This is a genomic window from Sporolactobacillus sp. KGMB 08714 (assembly GCF_036598985.1).
Classification (GTDB): Bacteria; Bacillota; Bacilli; order Bacillales; family Sporolactobacillaceae; genus Sporolactobacillus.
The window spans coordinates 234,021-260,999 of the sequence record NZ_JAUUBW010000012.1 but is presented as its reverse complement, the minus strand read 5'-3'; the positions used below and the strand labels follow the sequence as shown (position 1 = coordinate 260,999).

Genomic DNA, 26,979 nt, shown 5'->3' with positions numbered 1-26,979 from the left:
TTCATGTTCCTTAAATTTAACAGAAAGACATTTATGGATCTGGATGTGCAGGAAGGGCTTACGATCGGTTTTTTGTTTTTGTACGCCTTTTTCATCATGCTTTTTTTTACACAATCTTCTCCTTTTTTTGTTTTGAATAATTGGGACGACGCGAATGCCTTTTTTACAGTGGGGAAGGGAATGGCCCACGGGCTTGTGCCGTACAAAGATCTTTTCGAGCAGAAAGGGCCGCTGCTTTATGCGCTGTACGAACTGGCTTATTTCGTATCGCATACGAACTTTTTCGGTGTCTATCTGCTGGAAAGCCTGGCCATGTTTTTCGACCTTCTTCTGGCGTTCAAGACGGCCTGCCTCTATCTGCAGAGGATGCCGTCTGCGTTCATTTCACTTTTGTTTCCGACTTTTATTCTCGATCAGTCCGTGTTTTATTTAGGCGGCAGCGCCGAAGAGTTCGCGATCCCGTTTGTCATGCTCTTTCTTTATTTAATGCTGAAGCACTTTAAATTATCTCACGGAGAGCCGTTCGGCAAAACCTTTTATTTGATCGGCGGCCTGACATCCGGCTGTGTCCTCTGGATCAAGTTCACGCTTCTCGGCGGCTGGATCGGATTTTATTTGGTTGTTCTGCTGATCAGTTTGCAGAAAAGGAAATGGCGCGAGCCGGTGCGGGCGCTGCTGTATACTTCTGCAGGGCTTGTTCTGGCCAGCGCGCCCTGGATTGTCTATTTCGGGATTCATCACGGAGTTCGGGCGCTGATTGACGTTTATTTCAAATTTAATCTGTCTGCTTATTCCTCGCAGGACAGTATGGCGGAGAAACTGATCAATTGCGCGCTGACGGTCGGAACAGTACTTGATCACAATCCGGTCAGCGGAGCCGTCATGCTGACAGGGATGATTTTTTTTCTGTTTACTTGGAAATATTTGCGGTCTATGGAGGAAAAATGGGCCTTTTTCTGCTATGCGGCCGGTCTTGTGCTGGGTGTTTATATTGGCGGAAGACACTATGTTTATTATTTTCTGATCGTTCTGCCGCTGACGTTGTTCGGCCTTATTGCAATCGGAGGGCTGCTGCAGAAGTCCGGGAATAAGCCGGCCGCTTATAGAGGCAAAAGGAATGAATGGCCGGCGCTGATCATTTTTGCGATGGCTGCCTTTTTCCTCTGCTTTGGTTACAACACGAACATTCTGTCGTCAAAGTTTTTCGTCAGAAAGCCGCCGGTCCAGGAAAATTTTGCAGCGATCATCGATCGGGAACGGCATCCGACGCTGCTGAATTACGGCTTTCTGGACGGAGGATTCTATCTTGCTTCCAATATTGTTCCGAACACCCGCTACTTTGAAAAACAAAATGTTAAGTATAAAGTGTATCCGGAAAATATGAATGAACAAAATCACTATGTCAGAGCAGGCTTGACCCAATTCGTTGTCGTCAGAGCTCAGAAACGCATGGCACCGTGGCAATTGAGGATCCCGGCGATTTTTAAAAAATATCATATAGCCGCTCAGCAGTTTCAAAGGGCCGTCGGCAGGACTTATCGCTATATTCTGTTCAAAAAAAATTGACACCCGGGCGGATGGCGGGTAGTATCTTATAAAGACTGTCAGACCGGCCTGAAATTTTTTTAGAATCATGATTATTTCTCTATTTGTAACAAAACAGCGGCTATAATTAAAGCAGGAGTGTTTAATCGTGAGAAAAGAATTACCACTTTTGTCCATTGTCGTTCCGTGCTGCAATGAAGAGGCAGTTCTCGATGAAACAACCAAAGAACTCACGGAAATCATGAGCAACCTGGTCCGGGGCGAAAGAATCAGACCGGACAGCGTCATTTTTTTTATCGACGACGGAAGCAAAGACAGGACATGGGCAATCATCGAACAAAAGGCTAAGATCAATCCGTTCGTGCAGGGGCTGAAACTGAGCAGGAACTTCGGCCACCAGGGGGCGCTTGTTGCCGGAATCGAGACAGCGGGCCGGTTTTCCGATTGCGTCATTTCGATTGATGCCGATCTTCAGGATGATGTTCACGCAATCTATGAATTCATCGATAAATATCACGAGGGCTGTGACATCGTTTACGGAGTCCGCGACAAACGGGAAACAGACACTTTCTTTAAGCGGAACACAGCGCTGGCCTTTTACAGCCTGATGAACAGAATGGGCGTGAAACTGGTCCCCAATCATGCGGACTATCGGCTGATGAGCAGGAAGGCAATCATCGAATTTGGGAAATATAAGGAAGAAAATATTTTTCTTCGCGGCATCATTCCGCTTCTCGGTTTCAAAACAGCGAAAGTTTATTATGATCGCAAAGAGCGGTTTGCAGGCCAGTCAAAATATCCGCTGAAGAAAATGATTGCTTTCGCCGTCGACGGCGTCACTTCATTCAGTATCGCTCCGATAAAGATGGTGACATGGCTTGGTTTTTTCATCGTCCTGATCGGCGCCGTCATTGCCGTCTATTCGATTGTCGTCTGGCTGCTCGACCACACGATCAGCGGCTGGACATCCCTGATTCTGTCCATCTGGATCGTCGGAGGCATGCAGCTGATTGCCATCGGCGTCATTGGCGAATATATCGGGAAGATATTTAAAGAAACGAAGCGGCGTCCGAGGTATTCGGTGGAAATCAACACGATGGAAGAGCTGAAGGTAAAGGAAACGATCAGCCATGAGTGAAACCCGGTCGCAGTCTTCACAAGAACGCTCAGGCCTGCAGTTCCGGCTTCGCCTGATCAAGCAGGCGGCTGCGTTCGGGACGGTAGGCGTATTGAATACGGCGGTTGATTTTATTGTTTTCGTACTGCTCACACACTTTTTCTCACTGTTTTATGCGCTTGCACAGATACTCTCGTACGGCGCCGGCATGCTCAACAGCTATTTCCTCAATTCCCGGTTTACATTCTCGAACTCGGCGAAAAGCAAGTCGCGTTTCATCAGGTTCACGATCCTCAATCTGGCGGTCCTGCTGATGACGCTGCTTGTGATGCACGGCCTGCTTTTCCTGCCGCTTTATGCCGATAAACTGATCAGCACGCTTGTCGGCCTTATATTTAACTTTGTTCTTAGCAAATTCTGGGTATTTAAAGCATAAGCAGGCACAACCCGGCCGTATGTGATCGCGGTTTCGGAGCTGTGCCTGTTTTTTATTGCCCGCAGTCAGTTGCCGCCCGTCTGATCCTGCTCGAAGATAATCCTGTCGAGTTCGCGAACCAGTTTCCGATAATAATCGGGTTCATAGTGATTGGTCGATTGCCCATCGGGATGGTCGAAGCGGCCGATATACCCGTAGCGGTTCAGGTCGATGGTATGAATGTGCGGCAGCCGGTGCAGGAGGTAGGATTCCATAAATTGAAAATACATATTGCTTCTTTTCACCAGATTCAGCTGATCGCTAAAAAATTTGATCTGATAATTCGGATCGTAGTAACGATTGATCATCCGCGCTTTTTGCAGGATGATCCGTTCTTGCGGAAAGAAGCGGACGATCGCGTCGGCAAACGCATCGGCAGCCGGGCACCAATAGTTTAAAAACGCCTGTTCGTCATCATGGGAAATGAAACGGGCTTTCCCGGTCAGGGACTGCAGAAACGGGCGATTTCTTAAATAAAAGTTGCCGGTGACGATGTGCTGATCGTCATAAACGACGAGGTCGCGGACCGCGTCCGGATAAAGATCGAAAAGAAAATACTCGGCTTTTGCTTCGGACAGCTTCTCAAAGAAAAGTTTTTCAAAATCACTTTTCAGATAGTCTTTCTCAATAGCTTTTTTGTCCCTGAAAAAGTCGTCCGGAAAAGAAACAGGCCGGCTCATCAGGCTGGGAATGCTGGAGTGAAACTGTGTAAACGTGATCGTGTATTTATCCTTATAACCGGGATTGAAATAGGGACTTGAGTTAAAAGCCCCGCGTGTATAGCAAGATCCGAGAATGGCCAGGTTCACAGGCCCTTTGTGATAAGAGGCCGGTGAGACATAGTTCATGATCATCACTTCGATTTCATGCCGGGCATTCGCCTGGAGGACGGCCGCCAATTCCGAAGTCAGCCTCAGCCGGCCGGTTCCGACGGCAGGGCCGCCGTTGATCAACAAAGGCATCCATGTCTGCACGCCCGTCGCTGCATCTTCAATCCGGATCATCACGATAAACCGGTCGTTTTTTTCAATCTTGTAAAGATCGTTCAGATGTCCGGCCGGAAACGTGAGACGAACGGACGTCATTTCTTCTTCGACAGAACCGTTCAAGGAGAAGCCGTTGAAGGATTCCGACCATTTTTCAGTATCAATCTCCAGCCTTGCTCCGACGACTTTTTCATGCTGCGGCTTTTTGCATACGATGTTCAGTTGCCCGCTGCCGCTGAATGTTATATTTTTTGCTTCAAAATAACGGGGAATCCTTTTCACCCACAGGCCGACGCAGCCCTTTTTATTGATATAAAATTTTGCCTGATAGAAAATATTTCGTTCGATGACCGCATAATCATCCGCGAACGCCGCCTTATTTCTAAGCGGGAGATAGAGCGAACGATCATCCGGACCGTTTTCAAGCTTGACAGATAAATCCCATACTTCTTCATGGGCAATTGCGGCATCCGGGAAAATGGACTGCTTGCTGATGCCGGCGCTCCAGCGGCTGTCGGATTGAAAATCAAGCGGGAAGACGGTCTCGTGTTTATACAGGACCGAATTTTTATTATCCCTTTTTCTGACAGTCAGGCTGGCGTGCCGGAATGATCGGCGGTTCACTCCGGTCAGTTCTCCGCTCAGCCTGTAGTGACCCGAATCGTCCGTCGCCGCATGGAGGATCGCTTCGCCGGCATCGCTTTCTCTGACGGAGACTGACAGGTTCCTGTTTGCGTTTTTGTAAAAAACGATCGACAGGGCATCGGCTGAAAACGGATACTTTTCCTCACCTTTTGTGAAAAAAGAGACGGCCTGTTTTCTGTCTCTGCCGACAAAATAGCAGTCCCAAAAATCGATAGTACTTTTCAGATCGGACAGAAGCGACAGGTCCAGATCGGCTCTGAACGCGCCGCGCTTTACCCTGCAAGGGATCCGCACGTCCCTCGGAATAAACAGATCATTTCCTTTGATGCGTTCTTCAAGAAGCAGTGTACCTGCCTGTATATCCTTGTCGCACGTGCCTTCGATGAGAACGGTCTGATTTTTGGAAAAAATTTTCAAGCGAGACAGGGAGGCATTCAAAATACAATCACTCTTTTCATCAATTTATTGACTTTTGCCATTTATGTTTCTTCTATTTTACTACAAGCAGACAGGCTCCGAAAATAATCAGCAGGACACCGAACATTTTGCGCCGGCTGATTTTCTCCGACAGAAAGAAATAGGAAAAGACAAGGGTCCAGATGTAGGTAACGGCGGTCAGCGGGTAAACGATCGTGTACGGCAGCAATTTCAGCAGCCAAATGTTGAGCAAAGCGCCGGCCACGTAAAAAATGCCGCCGATACCGAGATTGACGATAAAGTAAAGCGAAAGCCTGAGTCCCCGTGCCGTGCAGCGTTTAAAGAAAAAACCTCCCAGAGAGCCGAGCAGGGTCATAAAGATCAGCAGGGACACTTCTTCAGCCATTGTCGCCGCCCCCGATCAGAGACGCGCCGGCCAAAATAATCAGAATGCCTGCTATCTGCACGATTGACAATTTTTCCCCGAGAAAAAGACCGCCGAGGACGATGGAAAAGATATAGCCGACACTGAGCAAGGGATGGAGAACGGACAGATCGCCGAATCGAAAAGCGACAATCATCAGAACGGCTCCGCAGAAATAAAGGAGGAAGCCGATGATCAAAAAAGCGTCGGGGAAGTGCTGCGACAGCTTCCAGAGCATTTGTCCGACAGCCGTCGACAGCGCCGCCGTCAGGATAAGAATAATCCCCGTGCGGTTTTTAGCAAAGGAATGGATCATTTCTTTAAACATGTGTTTCCCCCTTTTTCCCGATCAGAGAAATCAGAAAGAAAAACGGCACGATCAGCAGATAGTTGCTGAACAGATAGCGCGGGTCCTGAGCCGGAATGGCCGCGAAAATGGTTCCCAGATTGAGTGCGGCCGGCAGAGCGGCAAGAAGCAGTTTCCACTGACCCTTCAGCACGACGACGAACAGCAGCACGATCGTCAGGTAGAGGTAGAGCGCCGGAAGCACGAGTATCCTTGCCATCCCATGAAGGAAGACAGAATCATAATCCTCAATGATCGAGGCAAGTCCCGTGTTGGCGTATTGCGTGCCGTATTTCGAATAGTAAAAGGTTTGATAATGAATATGATAACGTTTGACCGTTTTTGGCGACAGGAAATAGACTGGCCGGTAGCTGTTGAATGCTTTGTAACGGAAAATCGGACGCATTTCGCTTTGCGGGATATTCAGTTTGTAAACAAGCTGCTCCATGCTCAGAAATGATTTAGCGGCGATGACCGGGTTCTGCCGGACAATTGCCGACCAGTTCAGGGCGAATGCTGCCGTATTCTGCCTGATATAGTTTTTGTTGAATCCGGTCGAAAATTTAACCGAGTCGACCTGCGTCGGCTGATACTTTTGTTTCCAGCGGCTCAATGGAAAAATATGATTGAAGTACTGTTTCTGCGCCGCAGTCATTTCGCCGTTGCCTTTAATAATGCCGCCTGCCTGCTGAACGGGTATGGCGAGCGATTCAAGTTTGTCCGCCGGGAATACCTTAAAATAACTGAATACGGGAACGGTCACGATCAGGAAAGAAACGACCGCCGCCAGAAAGACCGCATACATCCGCAAATAATTTTTCCGGAAAAAAAACGGGAAAATGACAAACAGGGCCAGAAGCACCGGCCAGCCGTTGTGCCGGAAAAAGATCAGGCCCGCAATCGAAAGATACAGAATCAAAAGATGGATAGACGATTTCAGCCATTTTCCTTCCGAGCGGATGATCTGTATCAGCACGGTCGTCAGCAGGAGCAGAAAATAGCAGTACAGCGTATCTTTCCAAATCGTTACCGAATAAAGCGCGCTGAGCGGAAAGAAGGTGAGAAAGAGCCAGCCGGCCGTAATCATCCATTTGTTCGTGCCCATTTTTCTGAAGGCATAAATGACGTATCCGCTGATCAGGTCCGCGCATACGAGCTGCAGAATGACAAAGGCCGCGGGATTATCCCATAGTTTAGTTGTCAGCACGATGATCCAGGTCATCACGACAGGATGCCAGTCGTTGAAGAAAATCGAATGAGCCTGCTGCCACTGATTGACGGAATCAATGACGAGAATACCCGGAAAGAACGCCCAAAGATAAAGCAGGGACAGCAGCATCGGCGGAGCGGAATAGAGAAACACGGTCCGCTTCGGCGGGCCGGCGGCTTCATCCGGCCCGGGCAGCAGTGTACTTAACCAGACAATCGCCAGCAGCGAGAATAGAAGAAACAGGAAAGCCGCCGCGTAAACAGCTGCCGCCGCGAAGAAACCGGCATCGGATAAATAGAAGCGGGGCACTTTTAAAGCGACGGTCAGCACGGCGGCAAACAAAAAAAGAAAAAGAAAAGCAAATTCCTTCATTTTTTTGTTTAATGAACGGTAGGGCCCGAAAAAAGCCTGGCCGGCCACGCCGAAACAGAGGAAGCCGCCGATGATCGCAAAAAAGAGCACGAAAACGGGAGAAAGCCGCCCTGCCTGATGCGAAAGCAAAGAAAATCCTGTTCCGACAATCGGGCCGCCGATCAGGCTGGCGGCGATGCAGTGTAACGTTTGCTTATTCATCGGTCATGACCTGCTCTTTTCCAATTCATGTCTGCTTCCCAGCGAATCGTAAATACGGTGCAGTTCCATTTCGTACTGTTTCCTGGCATTATTGACGACGGTATCGAGAACGAGTCCGCAGACAAGCGAAAGCATGGCCATCATCATCAGTCCGACGGCCAGCACAGCGGACGGGACTTTATAAATATAGTGAAATTTGATAAATTCGACGATGACGGGAATTCCGGCAACAAAACTGAGAACGGCCAGCAGAGCGGCCCAAAGGGAGAAAAATTCCAGAGGTTTATAATCCTTAAAAAGAGCGAAAATAGTTTTGATCACTTTGATGCCGTCACGGACCGTATTCAATTTCGATTCGCTTCCGTTCGGCCGGTCGCGGTAGTCAATCGGAATTTCTTTAATTTTGAAACGCTTGTCCAGTGAATGGATGCTCAATTCCGTCTCAATCTCAAATCCGGTGCTTGTGACCGGAAATGAGCGGACAAACAGCCGGTTGAACCCGCGGTAACCGGTCATGATGTCGTTGATACTGCTTTTGTAGAGCCGGTTGATCAGGTTTTTAACGAGCGTGTTGCCGAAATTGTGAAAAGCCCTTTTATTTTCATTTTCATAGGTGCCGTTAGACAGCCGGTCGCCGATCGTCATATCGGCTTCACCGCTGATCAGCGGCTGAATCAGTTCGTGCACGGCCTCGGCGGGGTAAGTGTCGTCGCCGTCCACCATGACGTAATAATCCGCATCGATATCGAAAAACATCGACCGGACGACATTGCCTTTTCCCTGACGGTATTCCTCGACAACAATGGCTCCTTTCTCTCTGGCGATTTTATTTGTCTGATCCGTTGAGTTATTATCGTAAACGTAGAGATCCGCTTCCGGGAGCTCCCGTTTAAAGTCGTCAATGACCTTGCTAATTGTCAATTCTTCATTATAGCAAGGGATCAGTACAGCAATTTTCATCGTTTACACTCCTCGTCCATACGACTATTCAGTCAATCATTATAGATTATATCATTAATAGGCGTGCAGAATATGTATATTTTTAATTCTGTTTGTGGGCGGCGGGATGTTGATTTATAATACCATTAGCAATCATAAAATCGGTGCCGGCTTGCTGCTTTTTAATCCGGTACACGGATTTAAGTGTGGAGAAATTATTTTGAGAGAGAAAGAGGTTTTTGCCGACATGAAAGTCCCGAAAATCAGCGTTATCGTTCCGATATATAACGTGCAGCGCTATCTGGAGGACTGTCTGGATTCTTTAAACAAACAGACTTTCAAGGATTTCGAGGTCATTATGGTGAATGACGGTTCCACCGACAGGAGCGGCAGGATCATGCACCGCTATGCGGATGAGCACGCCAATTTTTTTGCCCATGACAAAACGAACGGGGGTCTTGGACAGGCAAGAAATTTCGGATTGCAGTTTGCAAGGGGCGAATATATTGCTTTTATGGATTCGGACGATCTTCTCGATTCGGAAGCCTATGAAAAAATGATCGCTCTTGTCGAAGAAACACATTCGGATATGGTGATCGGAAACGTCGTCCGTTTCAATTCATTCAAAGAATTTCCTTCGGTCCTCCATCAGAAGGTCTTTACGAAGAAGAAGCTGAAAGCGCATATTACAAGAGATTATGAACTGGTTTACGATACGACCGCGTGGAACAAGCTGTATCGGCGCTCGTTTTGGGAGGAGCACCGTCTGTCGTTTCCGGAGCACATGCTTTATGAAGATATTCCGGTGACTTTTCCCGCTCATTATCTGGCAAATTCCGTGGACGTTCTTGACGATGTCGTTTATTATTGGCGCTCCCGCGATTTCGGCGACCAGTCGATCACGCAGAATCGAACGGATATCAAAAATCTGACAGACCGGCTGAAAGCCGTCGACCTGCTGAACGCTTTTTTCGAGAAACATCATATTGAAGGCGGGCTGAAAGCTGCAAAGGACTATAAAATCCTAAATACCGATCTGCTATTATATCTGAACAAACTGGATGAAGCCGACGATCCCTATGTCGACATGTATCTGGAGCGGGTGTCCCGTTATCTGCAGACCGTTCCGGATGAAAGCCTGCTTCAGCTCTGGCCGATCGACCGGATCAAGTATTTTTTTGTAAAAAAGAGGGACAAACAGCGAGTGCTTCGTCTGCTCGGCTATCAGCACAGCGGCGAAATGAGCCGGCTGAAAATTGCGCGGCGCGACGGCCATTATTATGCCGACTATTTGTATCATGAACAGGTGCCGCAGCCGCTGCTGCTGATCGACGACAATCTGCAGATAAAGCGGAAGACGCGCAAAGTGTCCTGGCAAGGGCGGCGGCTGACCGTCGAAGGATACGGATACATTGAAAAAATCGATGTTCCGCACCGGTCGGCTGTCGCAGTGCAATTTTCCCTGCTGAACGAAGAGAGCGGACTGAGGCTGCCGATTGAAAAGGCCGAAGTGAAGCGATACCTGCCGAACACGATCATGCACGGGATTCTGGCGAAAAAAAAATACATGCCCTTTAAGTTTGTCTATAATTATAATTGGTCCGGTTTTGCACTCTCCATTCCGTTCGACCGGGCACCGTTCGATCAGATTCCCTACGGCAGTTATGTGATTGAAGGGAAGATCATCGCGGGCGGACTGACACGCACCTTCTTTGTCGGGTCTCCGGTGAGAGGGAGCAGAACGCGGCCGGATTTTATCAATGATCAAAAACAGACGATCCATATTGCTTACAGCGGCAACTGGGATCTGCATATTATCAAGGAAAAAATAGACAACGTCATTAAAAGCGTGGAAATCGGCTCATCTGAAATCCGTCTGGCCGGCCGCGTGTCCGATCCTGATCAGGCAGACACTCTGAACATCAAGAATAAAGAGAGTGGTGTACGTCTCAGTTTCCAGCCGGCATCCGGGCAGTCTCCGTTTGAGATCGGCATTCCGGCCCGGACGTTTGCCGCAGAAGAGCATCTCGGCGAGTGGGATGTCTCCCTATCGATGATTGACGGGACAAAAAGCCCGGTCGTCTTCGGGAAGGGCAATGAAACCATCGGCGACATCGGTTTTGCCGAAGCGGCGGTCCGGGTGCGGCCGAGCGGGCATATGTACCTTCTTATTCAGAAATACGGAGCTGAGCTGCTCGACGTGGCCGCTATTAATAGAAAAATGATCAGGCTGTCTGTGGCGGCTCCCTTTCCGTTTGCCGAACGGGATGGGGTGGCGGACAATCTGATGCTGACACTGCAATCACACGATCAAAATGAAGTGCGCAGCTTTTCCCTGAGCCGGACCGGCCGGACGGATCCGGTCGGCCGGCCGATTCTTGAAGGGCGGATCGATCTGAGTCAGGAAATGAATCCGGAAAACCTGAAATATCGGGATTTCAGCCTTTTTCTGACCGATCGCCGCAACGATGGAAATCCTTCCTGCAGTTATGAGATCTATTCGGATCAATTGCTCAAAGAACCGGTATCCATCGTGTTCAACAAGGTTATCTATGCATTCAGGCACACAAACGATCGTACGCTTTCGCTCAGCCTTGCGGCGAAATGGGGCTGGATCGAGCGGGGAAGATTACGGCGCGCGGTTCTGAGAAAGCTGTTCTACCCTGCGGCGCGGCGGCTGTTTCCCATGAAGCAAAAAACGGTCATTTTTGAAAGCTACTGGGGCAAAAATTTTGAATGCAATCCGAGAGCGCTGTATGAATACATCGATGCCCATTACCCGCAATATAAAACGGTGTGGAGCCTGCGCGACCCATTGACGCATATTGAAGGGCACGCCGTCAAAGTCAGAATGCATTCATTAAAATATTATTATTACATGGCGACTGCCAAATACTTTGTCAATAATGTCAATTTCCCGGATTTTTATCGGAAAAGAAAACAGGCGGTTGAGCTTCAGACGATGCACGGGACACCCCTGAAAACGCTCGGACTTGACGTTCCCGGAGAAATCAAACCGGGGAAACAGATGGAGATCTATCTGGCGAAAAACAGGCGCTGGGATTATTTATGCGTCCCGAGCGACTATGTCGGGAAAATCGCCGAGCGGGCTTTTGCGCACAGGGCTGAAGTGATTGAGACAGGCTATCCGAGAAATGACAAGTTATTTTACGATAATTCCGCGGAGAAAATCCGTGAAATTAAAGTCCGGCTCGGCATACCGACGGATAAAAAAGTGATTTTCTATGCACCGACGTGGCGCATAAAGAACCAGTTTAAAATGGAAATGGATCTTTCGAGATTAAAAGATTGCTTCAGCGGCGAATATGTTCTGCTCGTCAAGTTTCATCATTACGTGGCCGATGCCGTGCAAATCGACGAAAGGCAGACGGCCGGTTTCGTTTACAATGAAACGTCCTATGACGATATCAGGGATCTTTATCTGATTGCCGATGTCTTAATCACAGATTATTCGTCGGTGATGTTCGACTATGCCATTCTTGCACGGCCGATTATTCTGTTCACGTATGATCTGGAGCAATATCGTGATAACCTGCGCGGTATGTATTTCGACATCATTGAGAAAGCACCCGGTCCGGTCTGCCTGACCAATGACGAATTGATCCGCGAACTTCGGAACATCGGCCGTTTCAGAGAGAATTACGGCGACAGGCTGGATGCGTTCAGAGCGATGTTTACTTCCTATGATCACGGAAACGCCAGCGAAAAATGTTTTAATATCGTCTTCCAAAAGTGATCCGCTTTGCCGGCGGTTTTCCCGCGGCGGATTGAATTTTTTCAGAGAGGGAACTATAATGGCTTAACGGCCGGAAGGATTTATTTGCAGGACAGGCTGCCTTGAAAGGCAGCCGGAGAGGGGGAGCGGTATCATTGAAAAGGGTACTGACCTACGGAACGTTCGATTTGCTGCATTACGGGCACATAAATCTGCTGAAGCGTGCCCGGGCGCTCGGAGATTATCTGATTGTCGGCCTTTCAACGGATGAATTTAATGCTTTGAAACATAAGGAGGCTTACCACAGCTTTGAACATCGCAAATTGATTCTGGAAGCGATCCGCTATGTGGATCTCGTCATCCCCGAGAAAAACTGGGAGCAGAAAATTGATGACGTACAAAACTATCATGTCGATGTTTTTGTCATGGGCGATGACTGGAAAGGAAAATTTGATTTTCTCAAGGAGTACTGCCAGGTCGTTTATCTCCCGAGGACTGTCGGCATTTCGACTACAAAAATAAAACAGGATCTCTATTCGTTAAAAAATGATTAGAGAATGGTTGGTTGAAATTTATCTGTTTCTTTTTAAGATTTTTTTTGCTTTTTTTAAACTTTTTCCAAAAAGGGACAAAGTCGTTTTTGTCGCATCTTTCAGCGGAAATACAAGATATGTGGCCGAGGAATTCAGACGGGAACGCGTTCCCTGCAATCTCGTGTTCCTTTGCAGGAAAAACTGCCTTGCTGATTTTCGTGCGTGCGGCGGACGCGTGCTTCCTTTTGAAACAGCCGGTTTTCTTTCCCTGCTGCGTTCAGCCTTTCATCTGGCTACGGCCAAAACGGTTTTTGTCGATAATTATTTCGGCTTTCTTTCCGTCGTCCGCTTCAGAAAGGGCGTCTGCTGCATTCAATTGTGGCACGCATCCGGAGCACTGAAAACCTTTGGTCTGGAAGATCGGTCGGCCGCTCTCAGAACGAAGCGTGCGAAACGGCGTTTCAGACGTGTCTATCGCCGTTTCGACAAAGTGATCGTCGGATCCGATAGGATGGCCGGCATATTCATGCGCTCTTTCGGCATCGGAGAGGGGCGGATGCTGCGTACCGGAATACCGCAGACTGATTTCTTCTACACTTTTCACGACCGCCGCCGGCTATTTTCGGAAGACAGAGCCTGCATGGCACGGCTGCAGTCCAACGCCGTTTCAGCGGACGGCGCGGACGGATCGCTCCGGCCGGGGGAAAAAGCAGCTGAATGGGAAAGGGCAGCCAGCCTGAAAAAGAAAATCTTATATGCCCCGACTTTCCGGGAAGATGAACGGGATCATTTTCAGCTCCGGCTTGATCTCGAGCTGATGAAACGTGCGCTCGGCGAGGATTATATGCTTCTGATCCGCCTGCACCCGGCCGTCCGTGCTTCCTTTCGGATACCGGAACGCTGCAGCAGCTTCGCCTTTGATTGCTCAAACAGCGGGGATGTGAATGAATGGCTGCTGGCAAGCGATCTTCTGATTACCGATTATTCTTCGCTGCCCGTTGATTTTGCTTTACTCGGCCGCCCGATGATTTTCTATCCCTATGATCTGGAAGATTATGAAAAAAAGAGAGGTTTTCAGGGAAACTATCTGGACTGGGTTCCCGGTCCGGTCGCCTTCTCAACGGGCGATATCGTTTCTTTTATTAAAAAAGGGAGCTGGAATCTTGATAAGGTGGCCGCTTTTTCGGATCAGTGGAATACCTATTCGAAAGGGCATTCAAGCCGCAACGTGGTTCATTATGTAAGGAGGATAACGGACTTCGGCCAGTGACCGGGCGGAAACTATTCAGCGGGCAAAGGGTCCGGAGTTCTTATCAGGTTTCCGGAAAACGGGAGAACCGATTGTCGTGCGGAAGGTGAAAAATGGATGAAAACGGAAGGATCAATAAGGCTTCGTTTAAAGACGCACGCTGCCTTTCTTTTTAAAAAATGGGGACGTTTTGTCTTCCGCTGTGTCTACAGAGAATGTTTCAGGCTGTTGGGGCATCTTCCCGCGGACAGAAATCTGGTCATATTTGAAAGCTTTTTCGGAAGACAATACAGTTGCAACCCGCGGGCGATCTACGAGTACATGAGGGAGAACTGCCGGGATTACCGGCTGATCTGGAGCGCAGACCGGCGGCACGGGAGACTGTTTGAGCAGCACGGCGTGCCCTATGTCCGGCGCTACTCATTGAGATGGCTGCTGCTGATGAGCCGTGCCCGCTACTGGGTGACAAACATCCGCTTCCCGTCGTGGTTCTGCAAATCGAAGCACACGATTTATCTGCAGACATGGCACGGAACACCGCTCAAGCGGCTCGGGACGGATATTGAGCACGATCTGGCACCGGGTAAGGATGTGGAAAAATATAAACGTGATTTTGTGAAAGATTCCGGAATGTGGGATATTCTGATCTCTCCGAATCGTTATTCTTCCGATATTTTTACGCGTGCATTTGCCTTCGGGAAAACGCTGCTTGAAACGGGTTATCCGCGGAACGACTGCCTTTATCGAATGAATCGGAGCGATACCGTCCGGGCCGTCAAAGATAAGTGCGGACTGCCGCGGGATAAGAAAGTGATTCTTTATGCGCCGACATGGCGCGACGATCAGTTTGACGGCGCGGAACGCTACCGCTTTGACCTTCATCTCGATCTGGAGCGGATGCGCGGCCAGCTGGCGGATAATTATGTAATTATCCTGCGGATGCATTATCTGATCGCGGGCCGGCTTGACCTTGGGGCGTATGCCGGTTTTGCCTTTGATTTTTCGCACTATGACGATATACGCGATCTTTATCTGATATCCGATCTCCTGATCACCGACTATTCGTCCGTGTTTTTTGATTATGCGAATCTGAGGCGGCCGATGATTTTCTTTGCCTATGATATAGACAGATACCGTGACTTTCTGCGCGGATTTTACTTTGATTTCGAAAAGACGGCTCCGGGTCCGATCGTCAGAACGACTGACGAAGTGATTCAGGCCGTCAGAGAAACGGAACGTCCGGGCTTCCGGTTATCGGAAAATTTTGAACCTTTCTTTCGAAAGTTTTGTTCCCTTGAAGACGGCCGGGCAACGGAGCGGGTCGTCAGACGCGTGTTTGGCAGCGGCCCGGCCCAAACTGATTTTTGACGTTGTGAAGGCTGCCCATTTGTAAAAGTAAAATTAAATTAGAATTATTAAATAATATTCATTTTGAAATAAGACTTATCATGCCGGAAACGTGGTATAGTATAGATGTAAGAGGAATTAATATTAATTATTAAAGAGTATGGGAAGGTTGGTGGTGAGGATGTACAGAATACTGGTACCAGTCGATGGTTCCGAGCCTGCTTCACGCGCTTTACGGGAAGCGGTTACAATTGCGGAAGGCAAGCAAGAAGCAGAGATCACGTTGATTTATGTCAGCCCTTCTCCTGTGTATTTTCCGTTTTATTCGATGGTCGGGCCGTCATTGGATGCAGATGTGAAGGAAGTTGAAGAAAAAGAAGGCAACCAAATGCTGGATGAACTGATTGAAAAAGAATCGGCAAACACGAATATTAAATTTCACAAGAAACATTTATACGGAATTGCCGCGCAGGAAATCTGCGATTATGCGAATGATACGAAAATAGACATGATTGTCATGGGGAATCGCGGAATGGGAGCCTTCGGGCAAGTGATTCTGGGAAGCGTCAGCAATAAAGTGCTTCATCTGGCGGATTGCCCGGTCATGATTGTGAAGTAAGGCCTGCAAAGGGCGGCATGTACTCCTGCAAGCGAACATTGCTGGCAGGGGTTTTTCTATTGAAGCTTCGATTAAATGGGTGGGCTTGTGCAGGGAACCTTGAAATCGAAGTTATTTTTTTTGCCTAAACACTTGAAAGTCAAAAAAGGTCAGACTATAATAAAAGCATAAGGTCAAAGATGGTCAAACAAAGAGATGATCACACTGACCGTTGGAAAAGTGGAGGAGGCATAGCAAGTATGGTGCTTTGTGATGAATGCAAAATCAATCCGGCAGTTATAGAAATGAATGTCATTATTAATGGACAGCAGAAACATCTGCACTTTTGCGAGGAATGCTATATGAAAATGAGAAACAATATGAGTATGCCTTCGTTCTTTCAGGGCGGGGGAGCTTCACCGTTTGACGATCTTTTCAAAAGTTTTATGCAGCCGTCTTTTGCGGACCGGGAAAATAAGGCCCAGGAAAACGGAATGGCCTTTGACGGCGGACAGGCGCGGCCGTCGGGAGGCGGGCGCCGGGGCGGTTTCCTTGATCAGATCGGCCGCAATCTGACGGAAGCGGCCCGCAGGGGGAAAATCGATCCTGTCATCGGCCGCAACCGCGAGGTCCAGCTGGTTATTGAGACGCTGAACCGCAGAAATAAAAACAACCCGGTACTGATCGGCGAACCAGGTGTCGGCAAAACAGCGATCGCGGAAGGGCTTGCCCTTAAGATCGTCGAAGGGAAAGTGCCGGCCAAACTGGCGAATAAGGAACTTTATCTGATCGACGTTTCTTCTCTGGTAGCCGGCACCGGCATCCGCGGCCAGTTCGAACAGCGAATGAAACAGTTATTGTCCGAACTGGAAAAACGTAAAAATGTCATCGTCTTTATCGATGAAGTGCATCTGCTCGTCGGCGCCGGTTCCGCAGAGGGCGGCTCGATGGACGCAGGCAATATCCTGAAGCCGGCCCTTGCCCGCGGCGAACTTCAGATCATGGGTGCAACGACCTTGAAGGAATACAGAAAGATCGAGAAGGATGCCGCTCTTGAACGGCGTTTCCAGCCGATTATTGTGAATGAGCCGACGCAGGAAGAGGCTGTTCAGATTTTAAAGGGTCTTCAGTCAAGATATGAAAACTATCATCACGTCCGTTATAGCGATGAAGCGATCCGGGCCTGTGTCGCTCTGTCCTCACGTTATATCCAGGATCGTTTCCTGCCCGACAAGGCGATCGACCTGATGGATGAGGCCGGTTCTAAAATGAACCTCAATCTGACGCCGGTCGATACGGAAAGTGTTAAAAAGAAAATCGAGGAGATCTCTGCAGCTAAAACGCAGGCGACGAAGAATGAACGGTTTGAACAGGCGGCAAGGCTTCGCGATCAGGAACATGCCTATCAAAAGCAGCTCGAACAACTGGAAAAAATCAAGGCGAACGGCGCCGAGCCTCCGGTAACGGGCAATGAAGCGGTCGTCAATGAAGAACTGATTCAGCAGATTGTGGAGACGCGTACGGGCATTCCGGTCCGTAAACTGCAGAGCGATGAACAGAACAAGATGAGAAACCTGGCTGAGCATCTGAACGAGAAGGTGATCGGCCAGAAGGAAGCCGTTGAGAAAGTGGCCAGGGCCATCCGCAGAAACCGCACAGGCTTCCGCAAAACGACCCGTCCGATCGGTTCATTCCTGTTTGTCGGCCCGACCGGCGTCGGCAAGACGGAACTTGCCAAGACGCTCGCTTATGAAATGTTCGGTGAACGCGATGCGATGATTCGTCTCGACATGAGTGAATACATGGAGAAACATTCGGTCTCGAAACTGATCGGTGCGCCTCCCGGCTATGTCGGTCATGATGAGGCGGGTCAGCTGACGGAAAAGGTACGCCGCAAACCGTACAGTATTATCCTGCTTGACGAGATTGAGAAGGCGCATCCGGATGTAATGCATATGTTCCTTCAGATTCTGGATGACGGCCGCCTGACGGACAGCCAGGGGAGAACGGTCAGCTTCAAAGATACGGTCATTATCATGACCAGCAACGCCGGAATCAACAACAAATCGGCGACGGTGGGATTCGGTGCGACGGACAGCCGCGAGGATATGATCAAGCAGCTGGAAAACTACTTCCAGCCGGAATTTCTGAACAGGTTTGACGCGATCGTCAAGTTCAATTCTCTGACAAAAGACGATCTGCTGGCGATCGTCGACCTGATGCTGAAGGATATTGAAAGTGCGGCACAGACACAGGGCCTGACGCTGACCGTGACAGATGCCGCGAAGAAGAAGCTTGCCGAACTCGGTTATAATCCGGAATTCGGGGCACGGCCGCTGCGCCGCGTTCTTGAGGAAAAAGTCGAAGACAGCATCTCCGATTTGCTGCTGGAAAACAGCGGGGCCCAATCGATAACTGTAGATGAAGCCGGCGGCGAAATCAAAGTCGCAGCAAATCGTTAATATAAAGAAGGATTCTCCGCAAGGAGGGTCTTTTTTTGGAGAAAAAACGGCCGCGTGCCCTTCTGCGGCAATTTCCGTTTGACATTGTACAGAAAACGTGGCAGAATGGCTTTACAATCACGAAAAAGCGATGAAGGGAATCAGTAGCGGCTGTTTCTGTTTTCAGAGAGCGGGCGGTTGGTGCGAGCCGGCGGCAGACAGTGCGGCGAATTACCTCCCTGAGCATCTTCCGCGAACGAAGAGTAGCGGGAGACGGCCTTGACCGTTATGGCAATTGAGAGGCGGCACTTTGCCGCCAGAAGGATGGTACCGTGCATAAAAGCGCTCCTTAAGGGAGGGCTTTTTTATTTTGCCGATATCGGACAGATTAAAACGAAAGGTGTGGCAAGGATGGACATTATTGATGATTTGAAATACCGCGGCCTGATTAACCAGGTGACGGATGAAGAGGGGCTGCGCGAGGCGCTGAAAAAGCCGATATCCTTTTACTGCGGCTTCGACCCGACGGCCGACAGCCTGCATGCCGGCAATCTGCTGATCATCATCACGATGATGCGTTTCCAGCGGGCGGGGCACCGTCCGGTCGTCGTCGCCGGCGGCGGGACGGGCATGATCGGCGACCCGAGCGGCCGTTCCAGCGAACGCCGGCTAAACACGAAAGCAGTTGTCGACGGCTATGTCCGTCATTTTAAAAAGCAGTTTTCCTGTTTTTTCGACTTCGACGGCGCCAAGGCCGTTTACGTCAATAATGGCGATTGGCTGGGCAGCCTGTCGGCGATTTCATTTTTGCGCGATGTCGGCAAACATTTTTCGCTCAATTACATGCTCTCCAAAGATTCCGTTCAGTCGCGGATGGATGCCGGTATATCGTTTACGGAGTTCTCCTATATGCTCCTGCAGGCGTTCGATTATTTGAATCTTTATGAGAAATTCGGCTGCCGGCTGGAGATCGGCGGCAGCGACCAGTGGGGAAATATAACGGCAGGCCTGGAGCTGATTCGAAGAAAGGGACATGAGGAACCGGCGTTCGGGCTGACGTTTCCGCTGATCACCAAGAGCGACGGAACAAAGTTCGGCAAATCAATGGGCGGCGCCATCTGGCTGGATCCGGACAAGACGACTCCTTATGAATGGTATCAGTTCTGGATGAACACTTCGGATGACGATGTCGTCAATTACCTGAAATACTTTACTTTTCTTTCGAAAGATCAGATAGAAAGCCTGGCTGCGGAGACGGCGCGGCACCCCGAAGAAAGGAAAGCGCAGAAGACGCTTGCACAGGAGCTGACAAAACTGGTCCACGGCGAGAAAGCGCTGCGGGAAGCGGAACATATTTCCGAGGCACTCTTCAGCGGCGACATTTCGCGGCTGACCGCCGAAGAAATCAGTCAGGGATTCAAGGATGTTCCGACTTATGAGGCGGCTTCGGACGCACCGGAAGGTCTGATTGATCTGATTGTCGCCGCGGGCGTCACAACTTCCAAACGTCAGGCGAGAGAAGACGTTAAGAATGGGGCGATCTATGTTAACGGCATCCGCCGGACGGAGCTGTCCTATGTGCTCTCGGAAAATGACCGGATTGACGGCATGTACACGATCATACGACGCGGAAAAAAGAAATATACGCTGATCAGGTACTGAGCACACGTGAAGGCCGGCATAAAAATGCGGTGAATCGGTATGTCCCTGCGGCAATTGATGCACACTAGTGTCGAATAAACGACCGAATATTAGACGACGTATGGCGAAATTGGTATACTGATAATAGTGGTTTTAATCTGCAGAAAGTTGAGAATAGAAACGCTTCATACTGTGAATTCGTCACCGTAAGAGATCAGCAATCGAAGGAGGAATAGATCATGGCTACGGAAAACGAAAAAAAATCATGCAGCGGTCTTGGTGCAAAAGAACTTTTTATCGGGGGCGTTATCGGAGGAATGATCGGAGCCGCCGCGGCGCTGTTTCTTGCGCCCAAGTCCGGAGAAGAGCTGCGCCGCGATCTGTGTGCCAATAATGCGATCGGGAGCGGCATCGAAAAGATTAAACAGGCGGCGTCGAATCTGATCAAAAAAGACAGCGAACCGTACAGCTGACCCTGTCTGGGCCGTTCATCAGCTCTTTTGGCGTCAGGGATGCGAAATAGAAATAATCCGCATCCCGGCGCTGAAGGGGCTTTTTATGTTCCCGGACGGAGAGAAGGCCGTGCGGGCGGCCCGCCAGCGGAAAGACCTGTTTCCAATCCGGATTTTCTTAAACGTGATAGGTATTTCCGGACGGCAGTTCCAGACAGTTGAGCTGGCCGCCGAAGACGCAGCCGCCGTCAATGCCGATAATATTATTCTGACCGAAAAAAACGCCGCTGGAAGACTGAAGGGTCATAGTCGGCGTATGGCCGAAAACGACCGTTTTTTCTCCGTGATAATGGGTCAGAAATGGTGCGCGTGTCCACAAAAAGGTTTGATCGTCCGTTTCATCCGGGGATTTTTCCGGATCGACCCCTGCATGGACAAAGAAATAGTGTTCTGTCTGCGTATAAAAGGCAAGATGCTGAATCCATTCCAGATCGTCGCGCAGTTCTTTCGGCAGATCCGCCGAACCATTCTGGAGACCATGATAAAAGGTTTTGAACGTTAAGCCGTAGCTTGCAAGTGTCCGGGCCCCGCCGTTCGCCGCCCAGTTAGCGAGCGTATCCGGGCCGGGGCTGGCCAGCGCTTTTTCCATCATGTCTTCGTGATTGCCTTTCAATGCAATGGCTCCTCCGCTTTCCAGCTCCCGCGCCTTTTTAATGACGGCTTTCGGATCCTGTCCGCGGTCGACATAATCGCCCAGCAGAATCAGGAGATCCTCGTCCGGGTTATAGTGCGTTAAGTCGAGGAGGGCGTTAAATGGATCAATTTCGCCGTGCATGTCGCTGATCGCGAGCAGGCGTCTGATTGTTTGCAATAAAATCCCCCCGCTTTCCTGTCTCTATCATAGACAAATCGGCAACGGTTATGCAACCGTGAAACGGCGGTTTCCGAGAGTGATCATCGTCACTTTATTACTATTCACGGCCCAAATCGTTATAATGATAGTGTAAGCGAATTCATCGGCAAAATCATTGAATCGATTCAGTTTACAAAAAAGAAGGGATGAGACGGATGGAATATCGGACAGAACACGATACGCTCGGTGAGGTCAAGGTGCCGGCCGACCGGCTGTGGGCGGCACAAACGGAGAGAAGCAGGCATAATTTTCATATCGGGTGGGAAAAAATGCCGCTCGATATTATCAGGGCTTTTGCCGTGCTCAAAAAAGGAGCGGCACTGGCCAACCGCGATCTCGGAACGTTGGATGCTGAAAAGGCCGCAGCTATCGTTACGGCTGCCGATGAAATCATCGCCGGAAAATGGGATGACGAGTTTCCGCTGATGGTCTGGCAGACCGGGAGCGGGACACAGTCAAATATGAACGTGAACGAAGTGATTGCGAACCGCTCCAATCAGCTTCTAAAGGAAAAAGGATCGAAAACGCGTGTTCATCCCAATGACGACGTCAATAAGTCGCAAAGTTCGAACGACACGTACCCGACGGCGCTGCATATTGCCGCGCTTCTTGCTGTCGAAAATGAGGTGCTGCCGGCTCTTGACGAACTGAAGGAAACGCTTGACAGAAAGGCCGCGGCTTTTCAGGACATTATTAAGATCGGGAGAACCCATCTGCAGGATGCGACGCCGCTCACTCTCGGCCAGGAAATCAGCGGCTGGGCCTACATGCTGGATCGTTCAAAAGCGCTGCTGCTTGCCGACAGCGATTATTTGCGGGATCTGGCGATCGGCGGAACGGCGGTCGGAACCGGGCTCAATGCACACCCTGAATTCGGGGAGCGCGCCGCACGGGAAATTGGAAAGATCACGGGAAAAACGTTCCGGTCGTCTAAAAATAAATTTCATGCGCTGACCAGCCATGATCAGATTGTTGCCGTTCACGGCGTTCTGAAAGGGCTGGCCGCCGATCTGATGAAAATCGCTAATGATGTCAGATGGCTGGCGAGCGGACCGCGCTGCGGAATCGGCGAGCTTTCCATCCCGGCAAACGAGCCGGGCAGCTCGATCATGCCCGGGAAGGTGAATCCGACACAATGCGAAGCGGTGACCATGGTCGCCGTCCAGGTTATGGGGAATGACGCGGCTATCGGCGTTGCCGCCAGCCAGGGAAATTTTGAACTGAATGTATTTAAACCGGTAATCGGCTATAATTTTCTGCAATCGACCAGACTGCTGGCCGATGTGATGCACTCGTTCAATGAACGCTGCGTTGCCGGCATCGAACCGAATCGTGCAAAAATCAAGGAAAATCTCAATCGTTCGCTGATGCTTGTGACGGCGCTCAATCCCTACATCGGTTATGAGCAGGCTGCCAAAATATCGAAGCTGGCATTCAAAGAAGGGCTGAGCCTGAAGGAGGCTGCCGTTAAGCTCGGCATTCTGACCGCCGGACAGTTTGACGACTATGTCAAACCTGAAGCGATGATCCATCCGCACGCTTAATAGAAAGCAGGGGCGGTCCCGAAAAGGTGGCCGCCGCTGAGGACCGGATTCAAAAAGTCGGCCTGTCAACATTTTAATCAATTCAAGAGACTGCCTCATAAACGGGTGATCAACCTTATGATGCAGTCTCTTTTCGGCTTTAATTCTCCTTATATGCCGGCGGCCCTTTGGCTCAGGCTGTTTCTTTTGTCTGCCGTCCCCTGCTTTTTCAGCAGACAAACGGCTCAGCGGGCCTCCTCCATTTTTTTGATCCGCTGTTCATTCTGCCCCGCCTTTTTAACAAGAGCGGGATATCTGAAAAGAAGCATCGTGTAACGTCCCAATAAAAAACCGGCCATGAAAATGAAGTAAATCACAAAACTCGACGATCCGTTTAATGAGGGCGCCAGCGACAGGAAATGAACGGATGCGTATTTCAATGCGTAGCGTATCGGAATGGAAAGAAACCAGACCAGGACAGCCATGACGGAACCTGACAAGTACCAGGCGCCGTTATGATTCACGAGCGGCGTGTAACGCCCCTGTATCAGGCCGAGTCCGAATGACAGAAGGAAGCTCGCCGCAATGATGCACCAGTCCGCCGGCGGCAGAGCGGGCAGGATTGAGAGCGAATAGCCTGAGAACAGCAAGAGGGCGAGCGGCTGCCGGTACAGTCTGCCCGTCAGCGGTATTTCGCGGAGCTGGTTGATCAGCACGGCAGCCAGAAAAAGTGAACCGATAACAAGGATCAATGAATTCCACCTCCATCTTGCTTATGCGCATTTTCAGTTTATGAAGGGCCTGATTTGTCCTACAACGCCGATCTTCTGACTTCAGCAAACAATTTTCTTAGAAGTTTATTAAATTACAATGGTGTTACAAATAAAAAGCGACAAAATATACCATTTTTCTGCCTTATGTTACATTTATGTTTCATCAAGAAATAAAAGCTTAATATCAGCCGTTAAATTGTTAATGTTATAATGAAAAAGTCGATGAAATGTGTAAAAAAAACGATAAGTTACTGAAATAAAATAAATAGAAAAACAGAAAATTGACGCATTGGGGAGGACATTAGCTAATCATGGCAATGAGCAAAAAGAAAGTGGCAGTGACAGTCGCACTGACGGTCGGACTTACATACACGGCAACAGCCCCATCGGTTACATACGCAACGTCCTTACAATCGCTTCAGAATCAGACGGCTTCGCAGCAGTCACTCAGCGGGCAGGTGAGCGCGCAGAAAAAAGCACTTCAGGCGCAGCTCGATCAGATGATTCAGCAGCAGCTGAAGCTGACCGGGCAGATCAGCGATGCCCAGGCACAAATTAACACGACAAACGACCAGATCTCGACACTGAAGAATGATATCCAGGTCCTTCAGAAGAGGATCGATGCCCGCAAGAAACTCCTCGATACCCGCTTGGTTTCGATCTATAAGAACGGCGGATCGGTGGATGTGATCGACTTTCTGCTCGGTTCCAAATCGTTCGGCGATTTCATCGACCGGGCGACGACTTTGAACATGATCACGACGCAGGATCAGAAAATCATCAACGATCAGAAAAATGATCAAAATGCGGTCGCGGTAAAGAAACAGAGCGTCGAAAAGAAACAGGCGGCCAATGTAGCTAAACTGGCCGATCTGCAGAAAAACCTCGGCAAGGTGAATGCACTTCAGGCTCAGAAAAAAATTGCGGTCAGCGCGCTGAATGACAAGCAGGCCAATATCTCGCAAACACTGACTGAGCTTGCGGGCGCCGCCTCAAACCTTAAAAATGCGAAGCCGGTTGCGGCGGCTGCTTCGTCTTCGCCTGCTGCCACTCCGGTATCGCATCAAAGTAGCACGTCGAATGCCAATTCAGGAAACTCGGGAAGCTCTTCTTCGTTTACATTATCGTCTTCGGTGTCCTCGGGCGGTATTGCCGGTATTTTGAACTACGGAAATCAGTTTATCGGTCGTTCTTCGTACGCCTGGGGTGTTGAGAGCCCGTCGACCGGCCGCTTTGACTGCTCCGGATTCGTTCAGGCCGCGTTTGCCGCGAACGGCATCAGTCTTGGAAGAACGACGGGGGCTCAGGTGAATGAAGGCACGCGGGTCAGCTACAGCAGCGCCCGGCCCGGCGATCTTGTCTTCTTCGATACGGACGGCGTCAACGGCCATGTCGGCATTTACCTCGGCGGCGGCCGTTTTATCGGTTCGCAGTCGAGCACGGGCGTAGCTGTTGTCAGCATGAGCAATCCATATTGGAGCGCGCACTTCAGCGGCGTCGTCGTCAGAATCCTGAACTGATCGAACAGAGACTATTTTATACTAAAGAAAAAAGCCGCAGGGACCGATTTCCCTGCGGCTTTTTTCGTTCATATATCATGTGCGGCTGAAAGCGGCGCAGCAGCTGTCAAAAGTCCCTTTTATGATCCTGATTATTTGCACTTATTGATTCTTTAGCCGTTACTGCGGATATTCTGCACTTTATTGATGATCCTCGGCCTGCAGCTGTTGATATGGGTCCGCTTACGGTTGATAAAACGGCGGTTGCCGTTGAGGGGAGGCCGCTTATCGGTGATTTTCATCAGGAGGCGCTGAATAGCGGCAGGCGAAGAAAAAAACGGGCATGTCTGCCATTCCATGCCGAGCCGCGCAGAAGGTCGCCTGCAGAGAAGTCGATCGCCGCCTGCATCGCTCAAAAGGCGTGCCGGCGTTAGCTAACGGAAGCTCCCGTCATTCTCGGCTTTGCGCGGATCGCGGGGCGAACGCGGTCATCTCTTAAAATCAGAATAATCAATTAATGATTGTGATAAAAAGGAGCCGCCTTAAGAACCGGGCGGCGTTCTTCTTTTGGAAAGCGTGCAGTCAGTTTTTTTTAATCTCGCGAATGGCGCTCATTAAACGACCGATATAACGGATTTCGGATAAAGATAAAACCTGATGATTGGGGCCGTACTTATTTTCTATAAGCAGTTCACTGCCGAGATATTTTGCCTCCCCGAGATAAATAGCCCCATTGACTGTCTGGACGATGATGCTGTCGCCGTCCATGAATAGGTCCCGGTTCTCGATAATAAGAATTGTCGCATGAGAAGTCCCGAAGAAGTCATGAATCGGCGGCAGCCCGCTAATATCGAACACAAAAGTCTTTGGGTAAATGGGCCGGCAATCGGTTATGGGGTAATTGAAATAATCCAGGATATTCTCAGGTGCCAGAACATGTCTCTGTTTCAGTCGCCGGACAATCGGCAATTTAATATAATGTATCGGTTTAAGATTCATATTTTTTTAAATCATCCTCCAAAAATCACAGCACGTTTTCCCGGCTGAATCTTATGAATCAGTCAGCCGATTATTATTGCCTTCCTCTCTTTTTCGGCCGGACCGGGCATGGCCGCTGTTCAGAGGAGCACTTTGATCGATTCCGATCCATGCACTTGGCCGGTCTGTCCGCTTACAGCGTATGATTTTATCAGTCTATTAACGTGCTGTCAATATTTTTGCAGAACGTGTGTCCCGGTCCGGCTGATTTCCGAACGCAGCCGTCTCAGATGCGGGCATGGGCATGGCATAGGCACACCGGAAAAAAATCATCATACGGAAGCATGCCTTTTTTTGCTGAATGATGCGGATGCCGGGCCAGGCGTAAGAAAGACGGCATATGCTATAGAAAACAAAGAGGAGGATGTGGAGATGTTTATTCTCATCGTCGTCATGTTTATTCTCCTTGTCATTGTCGGTTTGTTCTTCTGAAGGGAAATATAAGAAGAACGGTCTGACCCTGAAATTCCATGTGTGCCAAGAGCCGTGAAACCGGAAGTGCTTGGCATTTTTAATTCGTCCGTTCAACAATTTTTTACGGGAAACTTCTTCCAAACTA

Annotated in this window: 22 protein-coding genes and 1 other annotated feature; of the genes, 13 read left to right on the top strand and 9 right to left on the bottom strand. The window is 49.6% G+C overall.

Annotated features, from left to right (window positions below; genetic code table 11):
• The first annotated feature begins 3 nt into the window (after positions 1 to 3).
• The 3 genes from Q6A92_RS07360 (at position 4) to Q6A92_RS07350 (ending at position 3,098) form a co-directional block, all read left to right on the top strand.
• Positions 4 to 1,566, top strand: a complete 1,563-nt coding sequence (locus Q6A92_RS07360; RefSeq protein ID WP_332237511.1) for a hypothetical protein — start codon at positions 4 to 6, stop codon at positions 1,564 to 1,566.
• Between the two features lie 127 nt (positions 1,567 to 1,693).
• Positions 1,694 to 2,683 carry a glycosyltransferase family 2 protein gene (locus tag Q6A92_RS07355; RefSeq protein ID WP_274397599.1) on the top strand — a complete coding sequence of 330 codons (990 nt, stop codon included), beginning with the start codon at positions 1,694 to 1,696 and terminating at the stop codon, positions 2,681 to 2,683.
• A complete protein-coding gene (locus tag Q6A92_RS07350) occupies positions 2,676 to 3,098 on the top strand; it encodes a GtrA family protein (protein WP_274397598.1) in 423 nt (140 codons plus the stop codon). Before Q6A92_RS07355 ends, Q6A92_RS07350 begins: the two co-directional genes overlap by 8 nt.
• Positions 3,099 to 3,163: 65 nt before the next feature.
• Here Q6A92_RS07350 and Q6A92_RS07345 read toward each other — a convergent pair whose 3' ends face one another.
• The 5 genes from Q6A92_RS07345 to Q6A92_RS07325 are packed head-to-tail and all read right to left on the bottom strand — an operon-like array spanning position 3,164 to position 8,698.
• The gene (locus tag Q6A92_RS07345) at positions 3,164 to 5,206 is read right to left on the bottom strand and encodes a DUF6270 domain-containing protein (RefSeq protein ID WP_332237508.1); all 2,043 of its coding nucleotides are present in this window, start codon (positions 5,204 to 5,206) and stop codon (positions 3,164 to 3,166) included.
• A 52-nt stretch (positions 5,207 to 5,258) separates the two neighbouring features.
• Entirely contained in the window at positions 5,259 to 5,591 is a 333-nt protein-coding gene (locus Q6A92_RS07340) for an EamA family transporter (protein ID WP_332237507.1), read from the bottom strand.
• Complete coding sequence (locus Q6A92_RS07335; RefSeq protein WP_274397595.1) at positions 5,584 to 5,937, bottom strand: EamA family transporter; 354 nt, start codon at positions 5,935 to 5,937, stop codon at positions 5,584 to 5,586. Before Q6A92_RS07335 ends, Q6A92_RS07340 begins: the two co-directional genes overlap by 8 nt.
• On the bottom strand, positions 5,930 to 7,738 hold the full coding sequence (locus Q6A92_RS07330) for a DUF6020 family protein (RefSeq protein ID WP_332237505.1): 1,809 nt from the start codon (positions 7,736 to 7,738) through the stop codon (positions 5,930 to 5,932). The genes Q6A92_RS07335 and Q6A92_RS07330 overlap by 8 nt, the downstream gene beginning before the upstream one ends.
• 3 nt (positions 7,739 to 7,741) lie before the next feature.
• Positions 7,742 to 8,698 (bottom strand): glycosyltransferase family 2 protein, encoded by a 957-nt coding sequence (locus Q6A92_RS07325; RefSeq protein ID WP_274397593.1) that lies wholly within the window; start codon positions 8,696 to 8,698, stop codon positions 7,742 to 7,744.
• 199 nt (positions 8,699 to 8,897) lie between these two features.
• Between Q6A92_RS07325 and Q6A92_RS07320 the strand changes: the two genes are divergently transcribed.
• The 8 genes from Q6A92_RS07320 (at position 8,898) to Q6A92_RS07285 (ending at position 20,695) form a co-directional block, all read left to right on the top strand.
• Entirely contained in the window at positions 8,898 to 12,434 is a 3,537-nt protein-coding gene (locus Q6A92_RS07320) for a bifunctional glycosyltransferase/CDP-glycerol:glycerophosphate glycerophosphotransferase (protein WP_332237503.1), read from the top strand.
• A 134-nt stretch (positions 12,435 to 12,568) separates the two neighbouring features.
• Positions 12,569 to 12,967, top strand: a complete 399-nt coding sequence (tagD, locus tag Q6A92_RS07315; protein WP_274397591.1) for a glycerol-3-phosphate cytidylyltransferase — start codon at positions 12,569 to 12,571, stop codon at positions 12,965 to 12,967.
• Between the two features lie 7 nt (positions 12,968 to 12,974).
• Complete coding sequence (locus tag Q6A92_RS07310; protein ID WP_332237501.1) at positions 12,975 to 14,216, top strand: CDP-glycerol glycerophosphotransferase family protein; 1,242 nt, start codon at positions 12,975 to 12,977, stop codon at positions 14,214 to 14,216.
• A gap of 96 nt (positions 14,217 to 14,312) precedes the next feature.
• Positions 14,313 to 15,563 carry a CDP-glycerol glycerophosphotransferase family protein gene (locus Q6A92_RS07305; RefSeq protein WP_443029697.1) on the top strand — a complete coding sequence of 417 codons (1,251 nt, stop codon included), beginning with the start codon at positions 14,313 to 14,315 and terminating at the stop codon, positions 15,561 to 15,563.
• A gap of 160 nt (positions 15,564 to 15,723) precedes the next feature.
• Positions 15,724 to 16,161 carry a universal stress protein gene (locus tag Q6A92_RS07300; protein WP_274397589.1) on the top strand — a complete coding sequence of 146 codons (438 nt, stop codon included), beginning with the start codon at positions 15,724 to 15,726 and terminating at the stop codon, positions 16,159 to 16,161.
• A 242-nt stretch (positions 16,162 to 16,403) separates the two neighbouring features.
• Positions 16,404 to 18,602 carry an ATP-dependent Clp protease ATP-binding subunit gene (locus Q6A92_RS07295; RefSeq protein WP_332237560.1) on the top strand — a complete coding sequence of 733 codons (2,199 nt, stop codon included), beginning with the start codon at positions 16,404 to 16,406 and terminating at the stop codon, positions 18,600 to 18,602.
• A gap of 121 nt (positions 18,603 to 18,723) precedes the next feature.
• Positions 18,724 to 18,934 (top strand) — a binding site (T-box leader).
• A 58-nt stretch (positions 18,935 to 18,992) separates the two neighbouring features.
• A complete protein-coding gene (gene tyrS / locus Q6A92_RS07290) occupies positions 18,993 to 20,243 on the top strand; it encodes a tyrosine--tRNA ligase (RefSeq protein WP_332237499.1) in 1,251 nt (416 codons plus the stop codon).
• A gap of 218 nt (positions 20,244 to 20,461) precedes the next feature.
• The gene (locus Q6A92_RS07285) at positions 20,462 to 20,695 is read left to right on the top strand and encodes a YtxH domain-containing protein (RefSeq protein ID WP_332237498.1); all 234 of its coding nucleotides are present in this window, start codon (positions 20,462 to 20,464) and stop codon (positions 20,693 to 20,695) included.
• Between the two features lie 157 nt (positions 20,696 to 20,852).
• Here the strand turns inward: Q6A92_RS07285 and Q6A92_RS07280 are convergent, their stop codons facing one another.
• Positions 20,853 to 21,536: a metallophosphoesterase family protein gene (locus Q6A92_RS07280; RefSeq protein ID WP_274397876.1), complete on the bottom strand. Its 684-nt coding sequence runs from the start codon at positions 21,534 to 21,536 to the stop codon at positions 20,853 to 20,855.
• A 206-nt stretch (positions 21,537 to 21,742) separates the two neighbouring features.
• Here Q6A92_RS07280 and fumC point away from each other — a divergent pair, with 206 nt between their 5' ends.
• Entirely contained in the window at positions 21,743 to 23,131 is a 1,389-nt protein-coding gene (gene fumC, locus Q6A92_RS07275; RefSeq protein ID WP_332237497.1) for a class II fumarate hydratase, read from the top strand.
• A 224-nt stretch (positions 23,132 to 23,355) separates the two neighbouring features.
• On the opposite strand, the gene Q6A92_RS07270 is transcribed toward fumC, so the two are convergent.
• Positions 23,356 to 23,862, bottom strand: coding sequence for a hypothetical protein (locus Q6A92_RS07270; RefSeq protein WP_274397585.1), 507 nt, complete (start codon positions 23,860 to 23,862; stop codon positions 23,356 to 23,358).
• 332 nt (positions 23,863 to 24,194) lie between these two features.
• On the opposite strand from Q6A92_RS07270, the gene Q6A92_RS07265 reads away from it, so the two are divergent.
• A complete protein-coding gene (locus tag Q6A92_RS07265) occupies positions 24,195 to 25,403 on the top strand; it encodes a C40 family peptidase (protein ID WP_274397584.1) in 1,209 nt (402 codons plus the stop codon).
• A 561-nt stretch (positions 25,404 to 25,964) separates the two neighbouring features.
• Here Q6A92_RS07265 and Q6A92_RS07260 read toward each other — a convergent pair.
• Both Q6A92_RS07260 and Q6A92_RS07255 read right to left on the bottom strand, forming a co-directional pair.
• Positions 25,965 to 26,381 carry a hypothetical protein gene (locus Q6A92_RS07260; RefSeq protein WP_274397583.1) on the bottom strand — a complete coding sequence of 139 codons (417 nt, stop codon included), beginning with the start codon at positions 26,379 to 26,381 and terminating at the stop codon, positions 25,965 to 25,967.
• Between the two features lie 198 nt (positions 26,382 to 26,579).
• The gene (locus Q6A92_RS07255) at positions 26,580 to 26,975 is read right to left on the bottom strand and encodes a hypothetical protein (RefSeq protein ID WP_274397582.1); all 396 of its coding nucleotides are present in this window, start codon (positions 26,973 to 26,975) and stop codon (positions 26,580 to 26,582) included.
• Positions 26,976 to 26,979 lie beyond the last annotated feature (4 nt).

Coding starts and splice junctions, on each gene's coding strand:
- Q6A92_RS07360 (WP_332237511.1), top strand. CDS start 4: ATGTTCCTTAAATTTAACAGAAAGACATTTATGGATCTGGATGTGCAG.
- Q6A92_RS07350 (WP_274397598.1), top strand. CDS start 2,676: ATGAGTGAAACCCGGTCGCAGTCTTCACAAGAACGCTCAGGCCTGCAG.
- Q6A92_RS07340 (WP_332237507.1), bottom strand. CDS start 5,591: ATGGCTGAAGAAGTGTCCCTGCTGATCTTTATGACCCTGCTCGGCTCT.
- Q6A92_RS07335 (WP_274397595.1), bottom strand. CDS start 5,937: ATGTTTAAAGAAATGATCCATTCCTTTGCTAAAAACCGCACGGGGATT.
- Q6A92_RS07330 (WP_332237505.1), bottom strand. CDS start 7,738: ATGAATAAGCAAACGTTACACTGCATCGCCGCCAGCCTGATCGGCGGC.
- Q6A92_RS07325 (WP_274397593.1), bottom strand. CDS start 8,698: ATGAAAATTGCTGTACTGATCCCTTGCTATAATGAAGAATTGACAATT.
- Q6A92_RS07305 (WP_443029697.1), top strand. CDS start 14,313: ATGAAAACGGAAGGATCAATAAGGCTTCGTTTAAAGACGCACGCTGCC.
- Q6A92_RS07300 (WP_274397589.1), top strand. CDS start 15,724: ATGTACAGAATACTGGTACCAGTCGATGGTTCCGAGCCTGCTTCACGC.
- tyrS (WP_332237499.1), top strand. CDS start 18,993: ATGGACATTATTGATGATTTGAAATACCGCGGCCTGATTAACCAGGTG.
- Q6A92_RS07285 (WP_332237498.1), top strand. CDS start 20,462: ATGGCTACGGAAAACGAAAAAAAATCATGCAGCGGTCTTGGTGCAAAA.
- fumC (WP_332237497.1), top strand. CDS start 21,743: ATGGAATATCGGACAGAACACGATACGCTCGGTGAGGTCAAGGTGCCG.
- Q6A92_RS07265 (WP_274397584.1), top strand. CDS start 24,195: ATGGCAATGAGCAAAAAGAAAGTGGCAGTGACAGTCGCACTGACGGTC.
- Q6A92_RS07260 (WP_274397583.1), bottom strand. CDS start 26,381: ATGAATCTTAAACCGATACATTATATTAAATTGCCGATTGTCCGGCGA.